General features: G+C 68.7%; 14 protein-coding genes. 3 read left to right on the top strand and 11 right to left on the bottom strand.

Translation table 11 applies throughout. The annotated features are described in order from the left end of the window. Positions 1-75: 75 nt before the first annotated feature. The 4 genes from G4G31_RS26800 to G4G31_RS26785 all read right to left on the bottom strand — a co-directional run bounded on the left by G4G31_RS26800 (position 76) and on the right by G4G31_RS26785 (position 4082). Positions 76-1035, bottom strand: coding sequence for a hypothetical protein (locus G4G31_RS26800; RefSeq protein WP_229425101.1), 960 nt, complete (start codon positions 1033-1035; stop codon positions 76-78). A gap of 69 nt (positions 1036-1104) precedes the next feature. After that, positions 1105-1773, bottom strand: coding sequence for a cation:proton antiporter (locus G4G31_RS26795; RefSeq protein ID WP_229425100.1), 669 nt, complete (start codon positions 1771-1773; stop codon positions 1105-1107). Between the two features lie 72 nt (positions 1774-1845). After that, positions 1846-3273 carry a response regulator gene (locus G4G31_RS26790; RefSeq protein WP_229425099.1) on the bottom strand — a complete coding sequence of 476 codons (1428 nt, stop codon included), beginning with the start codon at positions 3271-3273 and terminating at the stop codon, positions 1846-1848. Then, positions 3255-4082 (bottom strand): cache domain-containing protein, encoded by an 828-nt coding sequence (locus G4G31_RS26785; RefSeq protein ID WP_229425098.1) that lies wholly within the window; start codon positions 4080-4082, stop codon positions 3255-3257. The genes G4G31_RS26790 and G4G31_RS26785 overlap by 19 nt, the downstream gene beginning before the upstream one ends. A 474-nt stretch (positions 4083-4556) precedes the next feature. On the opposite strand from G4G31_RS26785, the gene G4G31_RS18720 reads away from it, so the two are divergent. Next, on the top strand, positions 4557-4916 hold the full coding sequence (locus G4G31_RS18720) for a hypothetical protein (RefSeq protein ID WP_182988904.1): 360 nt from the start codon (positions 4557-4559) through the stop codon (positions 4914-4916). A gap of 35 nt (positions 4917-4951) precedes the next feature. Here the strand turns inward: G4G31_RS18720 and G4G31_RS26780 are convergent, their stop codons facing one another. The 3 genes from G4G31_RS26780 to G4G31_RS18710 form a co-directional block, all read right to left on the bottom strand. After that, positions 4952-5611 (bottom strand): molybdopterin cofactor-binding domain-containing protein, encoded by a 660-nt coding sequence (locus tag G4G31_RS26780; RefSeq protein WP_210283263.1) that lies wholly within the window; start codon positions 5609-5611, stop codon positions 4952-4954. Continuing rightward, positions 5509-7131 carry a xanthine dehydrogenase family protein molybdopterin-binding subunit gene (locus tag G4G31_RS18715; protein ID WP_229425637.1) on the bottom strand — a complete coding sequence of 541 codons (1623 nt, stop codon included), beginning with the start codon at positions 7129-7131 and terminating at the stop codon, positions 5509-5511. Before G4G31_RS18715 ends, G4G31_RS26780 begins: the two co-directional genes overlap by 103 nt. A 69-nt stretch (positions 7132-7200) precedes the next feature. Beyond that, entirely contained in the window at positions 7201-7680 is a 480-nt protein-coding gene (locus G4G31_RS18710; RefSeq protein WP_182988903.1) for a (2Fe-2S)-binding protein, read from the bottom strand. A gap of 322 nt (positions 7681-8002) precedes the next feature. Here G4G31_RS18710 and G4G31_RS18705 point away from each other — a divergent pair, with 322 nt between their 5' ends. After that, the gene (locus G4G31_RS18705; RefSeq protein ID WP_182988902.1) at positions 8003-8650 is read left to right on the top strand and encodes a zinc ribbon domain-containing protein; all 648 of its coding nucleotides are present in this window, start codon (positions 8003-8005) and stop codon (positions 8648-8650) included. A gap of 124 nt (positions 8651-8774) precedes the next feature. Next, the gene (locus G4G31_RS18700; RefSeq protein WP_182988901.1) at positions 8775-9542 is read left to right on the top strand and encodes a hypothetical protein; all 768 of its coding nucleotides are present in this window, start codon (positions 8775-8777) and stop codon (positions 9540-9542) included. A gap of 35 nt (positions 9543-9577) precedes the next feature. Here G4G31_RS18700 and G4G31_RS18695 read toward each other — a convergent pair whose 3' ends face one another. The 4 genes from G4G31_RS18695 to G4G31_RS18680 form a co-directional block, all read right to left on the bottom strand. Further along, positions 9578-10918 carry an erythromycin esterase family protein gene (locus G4G31_RS18695; protein ID WP_182988900.1) on the bottom strand — a complete coding sequence of 447 codons (1341 nt, stop codon included), beginning with the start codon at positions 10916-10918 and terminating at the stop codon, positions 9578-9580. Positions 10919-11009: 91 nt separating this feature from the next. Beyond that, the gene (locus tag G4G31_RS18690; RefSeq protein ID WP_182988899.1) at positions 11010-12110 is read right to left on the bottom strand and encodes an SRPBCC family protein; all 1101 of its coding nucleotides are present in this window, start codon (positions 12108-12110) and stop codon (positions 11010-11012) included. Continuing rightward, a complete protein-coding gene (locus G4G31_RS18685; protein WP_308621720.1) occupies positions 12107-12937 on the bottom strand; it encodes a phosphoribosyltransferase in 831 nt (276 codons plus the stop codon). Before G4G31_RS18685 ends, G4G31_RS18690 begins: the two co-directional genes overlap by 4 nt. Positions 12938-12947: 10 nt before the next feature. Then, entirely contained in the window at positions 12948-13418 is a 471-nt protein-coding gene (locus tag G4G31_RS18680) for an Hsp20/alpha crystallin family protein (protein WP_182988898.1), read from the bottom strand. Positions 13419-13643: the final 225 nt, after the last annotated feature.

Below are 13643 nucleotides of genomic sequence, written 5' to 3'. Positions count from 1 at the left end.
CCGCGCCGATGTTACGCCTTCTGCATGCGCACACCGTTCGCGAGCTAACGCTCGAGAGCGCCCGGGCGACCGGCGTCACAGGGCCGAAGCGGTGGGCAAACGTTGCAGCCGAGGGCGGCCACGGCCGCCCTCGCTACCGGTAGCGTGCCTCGACCAGGTCGATTTCGCGCAGCAGCTTGCGCGCCGTCTCGTCCGACAGGCTGCGCGCATGCACCAGTGCCGGGATCGCGCGGCGCTCGGCCTGCAGCGCCGCCAGCCGGTAATCGCGCTCGGTCTGCTCGGCCACGCGCGAACGCGAAGGGTCGTAGGCACCCTCGCCGCCGAGTCGATGCTCGTAGATGCCGCGCGGACATGGTCGACCGCGCTGGCATGGACGTCGGCATCGATGTCGAGCTCGTCTTCGATACGGGCGTGCGCCGCCTTGTCGACGGCCGCGATCGCGGCGACGGCGGCCGCGTGGCGCGCATGGTCTTCCGCGGCTTCCTCGCCGCTTTCTTCCGGCACCTCCAGGCCACGCAGCAGGCGCGGCAGCGCCACGCTGGCCGCCAGCAGCGACAGGATGATGACGGAACTGGCGTAGAAGATGGCCAGGTCGCGCCCCGGGAAGGGCGCACCGCCCGGCAGGGTCAGGGGCAAGGTCAGGACGCCGGCCATCGTGATCGCGCCGCGCACCCCCGCCAGCGAGGTGGCCAGCACCAGGCGGAAGCCCGGCTTGTAGACTTCCTGCCCCTGGCGGCGCGCATGGCGCAGCGTCAGGCGCAGCGATACCCACACCCAGACCAGGCGCAGGAGCGTCAGCGCCAGCGCGATCGCCAGCGCGGTACCCGCCAGTTGCAGCGGCGTGGCGCCGGTGTCGAGCCGGCTGTCGGCCAGCGTGCGCCCGACGATCTCGGGCAGCTGTTCGCCCAGCAGCACGAACATCACGCCGTTGAGCGCGAACTGCACCGTGTCCCAGACCACGGCGCGGCGCACGCGGGTGGTGGCCAGCGCGCGGCCCGACAGTTCGACATAGCTCATCGTGACGCCGGCCGCCACCGCCGCCAGGGATGCCCGAGGCCTCGAGGTGCTCGGCGGCCAGGTAGGCGCCGAAGGGTATCAGCAGGTTCACCAGGGATCGGCGAGCCGGGCTCTTCGCCGACGCGGTTTGGCGGCCACGCGCTGCGCGAAGGAGATGGCGAGCGTGACGCCGACCCCGCACGCCACCCCGGCCAGCGCCACCCACAGGAAGGTCAGCGAAGCCGTCGCCAGCGAGAAGCTGCCGGTCATGGCGGCGGCGACGGCAAAGCGGAAGCACACCAGGCCGCTGGCATCGTTGAGCAGGGATTCGCCCTCGAGGATGTGCATCAGGCGGCGCGGCACGGGAACGCGCGCCGTGATCGCGGACAGGGCCACCGGATCGGTCGGGGCGACGATGGCGGCCAGGGCGAAGGCAACGGCGAGCGGCATGCCTGGTACCAGCCAGTGGATCAGGAAGCCCGCGCCGACCACGGTAAAGACCACCAGGCCCAGGGCCAGTTCAAGGATGGTGCCCTTGTCGCGGAACAGGCCCACCTTGGGGATGCGCCAGCCGTCGAGAAAGAGCAGGGGTGGCAGGAAGAGCACGAAGAAGAGTTCGGGGTCGAGCGTGACGCCGTGCTTGAAGACGCCGGCGATGATGGCGCCGAGCGCGATCTGGACCAGGGGCAGGGGCAGGCCGAAGGGCAGCAGGCGCACGAGATACCCGCTTCCGATCACGGCCAGCAGCATGGCCAGCACCACGTCCATCGAATCCATTTTCATTCCCTCATCGTCGAGCAGCGATGATACGGGAATGTGCCAGGGGATGGCGGACGGGCGCGGAGGGCCTTACCGCGGGTGCTGGGCCTCGGCCGCCTCGGCCAGCAGGTCCGACAGCTGCACGGTATTGACCGGCTTGACCATGTAGTGGTCGAAGCCTGCCGCCTGGGCGGCGTCGCGGTCCTGCTGGCGGCCGTAGCCGGTCATCGCGATCAGGGTCGCACCGGTGGCCTGCGGCAGGCGACGCAGGCGCCGTGCCAGCTCGTTGCCATCGAAGTCGGGCAGGCCGATGTCGAGCAGGCAGACGTCGGGGGCGAACACCCGGGCCAGGTCGACGGCGTCGGCGCCGCAATAGGCGATTTCGACTTCGTGGCCGGCCGCGCGCAGGAACAGCTGCAGCGTATGGGCGGCGTCGAGGTTGTCGTCCACCAGCAGCACCTTCAGCGGTTTGACGGCGGCGCCGTGGCCCGAGGTTTGCGCCACGATCAAAGGCAGTTCCCGGGTGTGGCGCGGCAGGCGCACGGTGAAGGTGCTGCCCTTGCCCAGGCCCGGACTGGTCGCCTCTACCTTACCGGCCGTGCAGTTCGACCAGGCTCTTGGCCAGCGCCAGGCCCAGGCCCAGTCCGCCCTGCGAGCGGTCGGGGTGCGCTCGGCCTGGGTGAACAGGTCGAACACGCGCGCCACCAGCTGCGGCTCCATGCCGATGCCGTCGTCGGTGACGGTCACCACATGCTCGCCCCCTTCGCTGAACAGGCGCAGCTCGATGCGGCCGCCCTCGGGCGTGTACTTGTTGGCGTTGTTGAGCAGGTTGGCGATCACCTGCACCAGGCGCTTGTGGTCGCCCTTGACCGTGGCCGGCTCCGGCGGCAGGTCGAGCAGCACGGTGTGGCGGCGCGTCGAGATCAGCGGCCGGATCTGTTCGGCGGCGTCGTCGATGACGCGGCGCAGGTCGAGCACCCCGGTCGACAGCGAGACCAGGCCGCGGGTCACGCGCGAGACATCGAGCAGGTCGTCGACCAGGCCCGTCATGTGTTCGACCTGGCGCGCGATGATGGCGCAGGTCTGGGTGATCTGGGCGTTATCCGAGTGCAGGAGCTTCAACAGGTGGGCGCCGGTGCTGATCGGCGCCAGCGGGTTGCGCAGCTCGTGTGCGAGCATCGCCGAGAATTCATCCTTGCGCTGGTCGGCCGCGCGCAGCTCGCGCTCGGCCAGGCCGCGCGCCGCTTCCTTCTTCTTCTGCAGCGTGGCCGCCATCTCGTCGAGCGCCTCGGCCAGGCGGCCGATCTCTTCGCGTTCGTAGGGGATGCCCGAGCGCGCATCGAGTTCGCCGGCGGCGATGCGGCGCGCCGTGTCCATGAGCTTCCTCACCCGCTGCACGATCAGCACGTCGCCGGCCAGCCAGGCCGCCAGCAGGGCCAGCATGGTGGTGGCGGCCAGGCCGATCAGGGACATGAACTGGGCGCGGCGCGCGCCGATCGTCACGCTGTCGACCGGCACGCCGATGGTGACGGTGTAGTCCGACAGCGCGGGCCCCCCACGCGGGCAAAGGTATGCAGGCGCTCGATGCCGTCGTCGTCGCGGATCACGACGGCGCGCCGGCCGGCGCTGCGCATCGCGTCGCGCATGGTGGTCGAGGCCTTGGTGCCGAACCAGCGCTCCGGGTCGGGGCGGCGCGAAATGATGGTGCCGTTGGCGTCGGAGGTCACCAGCACCGAGCCGGGCGGCAGGTTGATGTCGGCGACGAAGGTGTCCAGGCCCGCCAGGTCCATGGCCGCGAACACCACCGCCACGACCTTGCCGGCGCGGTCGATCACGGGATAGGTGAGGTTGATCGTGTGGCGCCGGATCACGCGGCCGAACACGTAGTCGCCGGCGATGAAGCGGCGCTCGAGGATGGCGCGCTTGAAGTGGGCGCGGTCGCCCAGGTTGACCGGATGGAGCATCGGCACGGCGCTGCAGCTGACCTCGCCGTTAAGCTGGATCAGGCCGAAGTTGACATAGCCTTCGTTGCGGTCGAGGACGTCGGCCAGCAGGGCATTGCAGCGCGGAGCAGGGCCCAGCAAATCGGGCACGCTGGCCAGGTCGACCAGGATCTGGCGCGCGCGCTCGACCGATTGCGCCTCGTTGGCGGCGGCCAGGCTGGTCAGGCGGCGCAGGTTGTCTTCGGAGGCGCGGATGGCCTGTTCGCGTTCGCGCACGCCACCCAGGATCGTCATCAGGGCAAGCGGCAGGATCGCCAGGGCGACCAGCAGCATCAGCCTGCTGCGCAGGCTGGTAAGGCGGAAGAAGCCGCTTGATGGTTTCATCGCTGCGCCGCAAGCAAGCCGCAGCGGGCGGTTCGGCGCGCGTCGGTGGTTGCCAGGGGCCGGAATGGGGCAGTCCGGTGTGATCTCGTCATCTTCTTGTGTGTAGTGGGTAAAGCGTCCACCCGTTGGCGGCAAGCTGCCGGCATGGGTTTCCCGTCGTGGTCTCCCCGCTCCTCAACGTTTCCCGATTGTACTAAATTTTGGTTCCTTCGCCAGTCACAAAAGTGCATATACACATAGTTTGCCGCGGGCGCGCAGCGGCGCACGCCAGGTTCCATGCGGCGGGCATGGCCGCGCCACAGGCTGGGGGCGCTGCGGGCACGGGCAAGGGCGCAGGCGGGGTGCCCGCCAGCATAGCGGGAGCGGCCGGCACCGGGCGCACAGCAGCGCCCCGGCGCGGACCGGGCAGGCGTGCGGGCGCCGCGCCGCAGTCGATTCTGGTACGGTGGGATCAACCGTGACATTGGAGCAGACATGAACCAGATCGTACGCGTGTTCAGCACGTTCGAGGGCGCGGACAGCGCCCGCAAGGAATTACTGGCCGAGGGTTTCGACCGCGCCGGTATCGAGATCGCCGTGACCTCCGACGAGGCGGGTCCCGGCCAGGGCAACTTCCTGGTGGGCGACACGCCCTCCGTCAAGGGCGGTACCGACTACAAGGACGTCTTCGCGCCCCACGCCCACGGCACCGCGCATTGCGTGATGACGGTGGGCGCGGCCGACGCCGCGCAGTCGGAGCGCGCCGCGGTCATCCTCGCACGCCACGGCGCCCACGACATCGACGTCGCGCGCGATCCGCCGGGCGCGACCGATCCCGGCCACGCCAGCACCTGAGCCTACTCCTGGCCGGGCCAGGCGCGGGTGCGCGTTCAGCTCCAGCTCAGGTCGGTTTTGGCGAGCGGCAGCTGGCGCACGCGTTTTCCCGTGGCGGCGAAGATCGCGTTGCAGACAGCCGGCGCCAGCGGCGGCAACACCGGTTCGCCGAGTCCCGTGACCGGGTAGTCGGTCTTCAGGAAGTGGATGTCGATCTGCGTCGGCGTGTCCGGCATGCGCAGCAGGCCGTATTCGTGGAAGTTGCTCTGCACTACGCGGCCGCCTTCGATGTCCAGTTCCGGGTATAGCAAGGTCGACAGGCCATCGATCACCGAACCCTGCACCTGGTTTTCCGCGCCGCTCAGGTTGACGATCTGGGCGCCGATGTCGGTCACCACCACGACACGGTCGACGGTCAGCTTGCCATCGCGCGACACCGTGACCTCGGCCACTTCCGCCACGTAGCCACGGTGGCTGAAGTGGAAGGCAACGCCGGCACCCTGGCCGCGTTTGAAGCTGCGCTTGCCCCAGCCCGAGCGCTCGGCCACTTCCTTCAGCACATTGCGCATGCGGCTGACGCTGTACGGCTGTCCACGTTCTCCGGTGCCCGGAATCACATCCTTGTCGCCCAGCAGCTCCAGGCGGAAGGCGATCGGATCGCGCCCGCCTGCATGGGCCAGCTCGTCGATGAAGCTGTGGAACACCCAGGAAAACACATTGCTGCCCGGTGCGCGCCACGGTCCCATCGGGATGCGGCATTCGAGCGCGGTCTGTTCCAGCAGGCAGTTGGCCAGCCAGCGGCCCGGAAACTCGTCGCCCGACAGCGAGCCGCCGCTGCCCGGTTGCAGGATGCTCTTGCCCTCGCGCTCGACGCGGTTGGCGAAGGTGACGAAGTGGTTGTGCCAGGCCACCAGCTTGCCTTGCGCATCGAGGCCGCCGCGCAGGTGGTGGAAGCCCCGGCGCGGAAATGGTCGTGCTGCAGGTCGTCTTCGCGGGTCCAGGTGAGTTTCACTGGCGCGCCCACCTTCTGCGCGATCGCGGCCGCCTCGACGATGAAGTCGGAACTCAGGCGCCGGCCGAAGCCGCCGCCGCTGCGAATGATGTGCAGCACGATGTTGTCCTTCGGGATGCCGAAGGTCGTGCTGACCAGGGCCTGGCCGGCGCCCGGGTTCTGGGTCGGCGCCCACAGTTCCAGCTGGCCCGCTTCGCCAGCCGAACCCGGCTTGAACCATGCCGTGCAGTTCTGCGGCTCCATGCTCGCGTGCGAGATGAAGGGATAGCTGTAGCTGGCCGCGACCGTCCTGGCTGCGCCCTGCAGGGCGGCCTGCACGTCGCCATCCTGGCGCAGGACCGTGGCGCCGGGCTTGCCGGCGGCCGCCTGCGCCTGGGCCGTGAAGCCGGCCCAGCTGTGGGTGCTGCCCGCGCCTTCGTCCCACTGCACGGCGAGCGCGCGGCGCGCCTTGAACGCGGCCCAGGTCGAGGTGGCGACGATCGCCACGCCCGGGCGCAGGCCGTTCAGGTTGGCCGTGCCTTCGACGATGAAGGCGTCCTTCACGCCCGGCAGGGCTTTCACGGCGTCGAGATTGGCGCTCACCGGCTTGCCGCCGAATACCGGGCACTTCGCGTAGACCGCGTACAGCATGCCGGGCAGTTGCACGTCGATGCCGAACAGCGGCTTGCCGCTGACGATGGCCGCATTGTCGACACCGCCGATGCGCGTTCCCAGCAGGGTGTAGGTGGACGGATCCTTCAGCTGGACGGCGGCGGCGTCGGGCAAGGCGAGCTCCCTGGCCGCAGGCACCAGGGCGCCGTAGCCGAGCTTGCGCTTGCTCGGGCCGTGCAGGACGGCACCATGCGCGGCGCTGCATTCGCTCGCGGGCACGCCCCAGGTCTGGGCCGCGGCCTGCACCAGCATCGTTCGCGCGGTGGCGCCGAGGCGGTGGAAGTCGTTGTAGTTGGTCGGGGTCGAGGTCGAGCCGCCGGCGCCCTGGCTGCCGTAGGCCGGGTCGAGGTCGCCCTGGACGATGCGCACGTCGCGCCAGTCGATCTCGAGTTCCTCGGCGATCACCATCGGCAGCGAGGTCTTGATGCCCTGGCCGATTTCGGGCTGTTTCGACACCGGGGTGACGATGCCCTTGCGGTCGATGCGGATGAAGACGTTCGGTGCGAAGGAAGCATCGGCGCCGGCTGCGGGCGAGCCGGCGGTCGGTGCGGCCAGCAGGCCGGAGGGGTGCATGCCGATCACGAGGGCACCGGCCGCGCCCGCACGCAGGAAAGCCGCGGCGCGAAGGGGAGGTGGGAGCGCTCATTTCTTGCCTTTCCCGTTGCCAGCGATCTCGGCGGCACGGTGGATGCCGGCGCGAATGCGGGTATAGGTGGCGCAGCGGCACAGGTTGCCGGCCATGGCCTCGTCGATCTGGGCGTCGGTCGGTTTCGGATGCTGTTTCAGGAGGGCGCAGGCGCTCATGATCTGGCCGGCCTGGCAGTAGCCGCATTGCGGCACGTCCAGTTCCTGCCAGGCGAGCTGGAGCGGATGGCGGTGCTCCTTGTCGAGGCCCTCGATGGTCGTGATCTTCGCCTTGCCCAGGCTGGACACGGGGAGCAGGCACGAACGGGCCGGTGCGCCGTCGACGTGCACGGTGCAGGCGCCGCACTGGCCGGCGCCGCAGCCGTACTTGCTGCCGACGAGGCCGAGTGTGTCGCGCAGGGCCCACAGCAGGGGGGTATCCGGTTCGACATCGACCTGGCGCGGCTTGCCATTGATGTTCAGCGTAGTGCGACTCATTACTGCTCCTTGCCTGAGAATTGCTCGAGAATTGCCTGAGGATAAACCCGAGCATCCTACCAAAACAGCCCGCCGGAGCGGTGGCGCCGGGCAAGTTTTATTGTTAGGGAATTGTTGCAGGAATTCCTGAAACAGCCTGGAAGTCGGCATCGATGCGGCTCCCCTGGTCCAGCCGGCCCGCGGCGGCCCATGCGCCACGCGCCGAATGCAGCGCAAACGTGGTGCGGGCGCGACGCCGGAGCGGCTGAGGTACCGGTCCACAAGCTGTTTATTTGCTAACTAGTTATAATCGCTGCTCCGTGTTAACCAACCATGCCCGTCTATGTCCGAAATGCAGTTTGCCAACAACTACCGCGACCTGAGCAACTCGACAGGCGTCGACGCCGGTTTCCAGTTCGAGTTTTACTGCGAACGCTGCAGCGATCGCTGGCGTACCCACTTCAAGCCCTACCGCAGCGCCCAGGCTTCGGGCTGGCTGCAAAAGGGCGCCAGCATGTTCGGCGGTTTGCTGGGCAATGCCGGCAGCGTGCTCGGCAGCATGGCCGAAGCCGGCTGGCACTCGTCGCGCGACGAAGCCTTCACCGAAGCCGTGGCTGCCGGCAAGGCCCATTTCAACCGCTGCGGCAACTGCCATGACTATGTCTGCAGCCAGTGCTTCGACACGGCCAACGGCCTGTGCTTCAACTGCGCACCGAACGTGCAGGTGAAGATCACCCAGGCGCGCGCCCAGGGCGAGGTCCATGCGGCATCGGAAAAGGCGACTGCCGAAGGCCAGGTGCGCGGCGGGCGCCACGACGTGACGGCGGACATGCAGCTGGTCTGCTCGCAATGCCGGGCCGAGACCCACGGCGCGAAATTCTGCCCGGAGTGCGGCCACAAGACCGCGCAGCAGGTGGCCTGCCGCGCCTGCTCGACGATGCTGCAGCCCGGTACCAAGTTCTGTACCGACTGCGGCGAGCGCCAGGCTTGAGCGGGCGCGTCGCGCCTGCCGCCAAGCGTGCCTGCGGCATGCCGGTGAGGACGCTGCCCGGAGCGGCGGGACACGCGCGCCTGGAACGCAACAGGACTGCATTTCCGACAAGGTTGACATGCGAATGACATTTTCCGGCGTCCTGTTCGCAGGCGCCGTGTGCGCAGGCCTCTGCGCCTGCTCCAGGACGGATGGGCAGGACGCCGCGCTTGGACAGCCAGGTTCATCAGGTGCCCGCTCCTACGAGATCGTGACGGTGGAGCGCCCGGAATCGGTGGCGGAGTACCACAAGATGTATCGGGGAATCTACGAAATGTGCGCTGGTGTGCGCAAGGCCAAGGGCATGGGGCCGCCGGCGCCGATGCTGCAGCCACCGGCCGATTACATCACCGAGCGCAAGACCTACACCAGCGACGGCAAGGCTTACCTCGTCAAGGAAGAACACTTTACTTATCACGCCGAGGTCGACGAACCGGCATTCAGTTGCCGCACCTACCTGGAAAAAACCTCGAATACCCAGTTGATCCGCGACGGCAAGATGTATGACGCCGGCGTAGATGCGCAGGGCAAGCGCTACAGCGAGCCGCCACAGGAGTGGAACCTGCCGCCCGAAAAGTCGCGGGAGCATTTGTTTACCGAGCCACGCATGGTCAAGGGCCATGCCGTCAAATGCATGCCGATGCTGCCGAACACGCAAGCGCTGATCACCGACTTGTGCGTTGCGGACCTGAAGCCGGGTACGCTGACCGATGTGCAGAACGAGCCGCTGGTGCTGTACTCGCGCGTCCCCATTGTCCAGAAGCTGCAGAGCGTGATGGTGACCGAGCCGGTATCGGTCAAGGTCGGCCTGACAATCGACCCGGCCGTCTTCGACGCCGCCGCGGCGCCGTAAGCTGCACGGGCCAGGACGGCAATCCGGCTGATCGGCTAGATGCCTTCCGGGTAAGTCTCCGGCGGCTCGCCCGAGTGCCAGCCGCTCGTGGCGTCGAGCGGGACCAGGGCTTCGGTGCGGTCGATGTGGATGATGGCGTCGAACTGCTCGGCCATTTTGGCATCGAAGTAATGGCTCTGGCGTTCGCTGCGCGGCAGGTAGAGCACGCCGATGGCCCGCTCCAGGCGCCGCTCGAGCATGATGCGGCGCACGCTGCTGTCGTCGCGCAGGTTCAGGTAGTAGCGGGGCAGGCCCACGTGGTGCAGCAATTCCTCGTAGCTGCCGGGCATGGCCGGACGTACCCGCTTGTGTTCGGCCGGTCCATCCCATTCCGAAGCCGCCGTCACGTGGCCGTCATAGGTCGAGAACCCGATCAGGCAGGTTTCGCCAGGGTAGGCCTTGCGCGCCAGTTCGCCCAGGTTCCATTCCCCGAGGCCGCCCATGTAGGTGGCGCGGGCATCGCCGATATGGGAGTTGTGCTCCCAGATGACGATTTTCGCCGGGGTGCCGTCGCGCGACAGGTGCTTGGCCAGCGCGTCCAGCGTTTCCGCCATGTGGCTGTCGCGCAGGTTCCAGGATGAGACCCGGCCGCGGAACATGGTGCGATAGTATTCCTCGGCGTTTTTCACCAGGCGCGCGTTCTGCTGGGCGTAGAAGAAGGCGTCTTCGCTCGATCCGCCGTCGGCCTGCATGTAGTCGAGGGCGCTGGCCTGCAGGTGGGCAAGCTGGGTCAGCACACCTTTCTGGCAGGACTCGGACAGCCCGATGCCGGCCGCGTAGCCGTACTGCTGGCTGTCCTCGCCGTAGTGGTCGAAGCAGGCATAGCGCTGGCGTGCTTCGGCCGCCGCTTGCGGGTCGACTTCTTCCAGGTAGTTCAGCACTTCCCGCACCGAGGTGAACAGGCTGTACAGGTCGAGTCCATAGAAGCCGACCTGCGCGTCGGCTCCGCTACCCTCGTTATGCGTGCGCAGCCAGTCGACGAAGCGTTCGACATCGGTGTTGCGCCACATCCAGGACGGGAAGCGCTCGAAGCCGGACAAGGCCTCGTTGGCGCTGCCGTCCTGGCCCTGGCCGCGCACGTAGCGGTTGACGCGGTAGGCGTCCGGCCAGTCGGCCTCGACCGCCACGGCCGTAAAGCCCTTTTCGCGGATCAGGCGCTGGGTGATGCGCGCCCGTTCCTCGTAGAACTCGTGGGTGCCGTGGGTCGCTTCGCCGATGAGGACGAAGCGGGCATCGCCCACCAGCTGCAGCAGGGCGTCGTAGTCGCCCGGCCCGCCCGTCAGCGGCCGGGCAGCGGCCGCCAGGGCCGCCGCGCTGATGTCGATCGCGCTCGTCATCGGATCGCCTCGCCTCAGTGCAGGAAGCGGCTGCTCGACTTGTCGCGCATGGCAGCATCGTGCGGAATCACGCCGCGCTCGATGAAGTGCTTCATGCGCGCCAGGTCGTCGTCCATCTGGCGTTTCGGGTCCGAGCCCGGGGCGATGCCAGACCGTGGCCGAGCACGCCGGCCGGCGGCGTGTACGACAGGCGCACGGTGACGCGGGTGCCGCCGCGGTAGGGTTCGAACTCGACCGAGCCGGCGTTCGGGATCTGGGCACCCGGTTCGCTGCGCCAGGCCAGGCGGCGGTTCTTCGACTGCTCGGTCAGCACGGAGTCGAATTCGAACTGGGTGCCAGCCGGGCCCTGCACCACCCAGTGCGAGCGGCGGCGGCCGATGTCGCGCACTTCGACGACGTGCGACATGAAGCGCGGGAAGTTTTCGTAGTTGCTCCACAGTTCGTACACCTCGTCAGGCGAGGCGTCGATGCGGATCGATTTTTCGAGCTCGATGCTCTGGCCGCGGCCGCCCCCCAGGCCCAGCAGGTTCGACAGGCCCTGGCCGCCGCCGCTGCGCGCGGCCAGCGCCAAGCCGGCCAGGCCCAGCGCCGCGGCTACCGGCGAACGGCGCATCAGCCCGAACAGGCCGAGCAGGCCGCCGCCGACCACCGCCGGGTTGCGCAGCAGGGAAGAGAGGTCGTCGCGGCCGTGCACGTTGAGGGCGCCCATCACGCTGCCGGCGGCCTGGCTGGCCAGGCGGCCCAGGCGGGAAGCGGCGGCGTCGGCACTGTCGGCGGCCGAGCCGGCCATGCGCGAGGCGGAATCCATCGTGTCGTCAAGGGTGCGGCGTGCCGAGCCGTTCGGCTTGGCCGATTCCAGCATGCGGCTGGTGCGCGTACCGGCTTCGTCCATGTAGTCGCGCGCGGTGCTGCCGGCGCTGCCCAACAGGTCGCTCGCGGTGTCGCCCGCTTCGCGCGCGGCCAGGCCGATGCGCTCGCCAATGCCATGGACGGCATTGCCCAGCACACTGCCGGTGCGCGAACCCGCGTTGCGGATCGCTGCCGTCGAGCTGGCACGGCGGGCACCGCCGCGGTCCGGGTCGAGCATGTACATCAGGAGGGCGCCGGCGGCGGCGCCACCGAGCAGCTTGACCAGGTCGGACGCTTCGATATTGGTTTCGGTGGTGGTCGGATGTCGCGTGTTCATGCTCATGTTCGTTCCTCTCGGTTAGGTTGCGTTTCAATCTGGCCCGTGGCCCGGCTGCGCCAGGCCATCGCCAGCAGATCCTGCACTTCCTCGTCGCTCGTCTGGTCGAACCGTTCGTACCATTGCCCGACCGCGAAGAAGCGCGGCGGTGCCAGCAGGCAGGCCACCCCATCGGCGTGTGCCCGCAAACTGGCCAGCGTGGCGGGCGGCGCGACAGGCGCCGCCACGAGCACGCGTGCGGCGCGACGGCGCCGCGCCACCTCGACCGCCGCCAGCATGGTCGAGCCGGTGGCGATGCCATCGTCGACCAGCAGCACCGTGCGCCCGGCCAGGTCGGGTTCGGGTCGCTCGCCGCGGTAGAGACGGGCGCGCCGCCCGATCTCGGCCAATTCGCGCGCGGCGATCGCCTCGACCTCGTCCTGCGTGACGCCCATCAATCCGGGCACGCCCGGCTGGAGCACCCGCACGCCGCCGCTGCCGACGGCGCCGATGGCAAACTCGGGCTGGGCGGGCAGCCCCAGCTTGCGCACGATCAGGATGTCGAGCGCGAGGCCGAGCGTCATGGCGACGGCGAAGCCGACTGGCACGCCGCCACGGGGCAGGGCCAGGACGATGGCGTCGCAGCCGCGCACCTCGGCCGCGAGCGCGCCGGCGAGCTGCTTGCCGGCCTGCGCGCGGTTCCTGAAGCGTGGAAGGTCCGCCATCGCATGCTCCGTCCGGCCGTGGCCGGCATTGACCGTGGCGCCGATGGCGCCTCCATCGGCGCGCCCGTCAGCCCCCCAGCGGCGCGCCCATCGGCGCATGGCGTCGCGCCCGCCAGCGCCTGGCGTCACGCGCCTGACCTTAGTGGATCTCCAGCCGCCGTGCCCCCTTGCCCTGTTTTTTAGGCAGGGTCAGGTGCAGGACGCCGTTCTCCAGCCTGGCCTGCGCGGCGGTATCGTCGATCTCGGTCGGCAGCGTGAAGCTGCGCACGTACTTGCGTGCCGAGCGTTCAGAATACACCACGTTTTCGCCCTCGCGCCGCTCGTTTGCTTTGCGGCATTCTCCCTCGATGGTGACGCGCGTGCCGTCGATCGCGACCTTCAGGTCTTCCTTGTCCACACCCGGCATCTCGGCCTGGATGTCGTAGGCCTGTTCGCTTTCGGTCATGTCCAGGCGCGGCATGCCGGTGCTGCCATCCATGGCATTGCCGCCTTGCGCCAGGGGCGCGAAGAAGTCCTGGAACATGTTGTCGACGAGGCGGGCGAAGCCGTCCTTGAACGAACCGGGACGATATGCGGGCAGTGGCGTACCCGCTCTCCTGACGAGATTCATGATCGGCCTCCTTTCCTCGCAATGAACGTTTGGGATGGTGTGCGGCGGGCTGCCGCCCTTCATTTATAGGGCAGGGCGGCGGCGATTTCAAGGCGGGCGGAAGGGGGCTGCCCTCGTGCGGAGGCAGCTTTGCGCAGGGGCAGGAAGGGTGCGGCAACCGGGAACCGCTTGCCACGAGCGTGGTCAAGCTGTGACCTGGCAGCCGGCTGCGCCGGGACTGGTTGG

The sequence above is a fragment of the Massilia sp. Se16.2.3 genome (genome assembly GCF_014171595.1).
GTDB lineage: Bacteria > Pseudomonadota > Gammaproteobacteria > Burkholderiales > Burkholderiaceae_D > Telluria.
The sequence above is the reverse complement of the archived record's forward strand: the minus strand, read 5'-3'. Positions and strand labels throughout refer to the sequence as shown.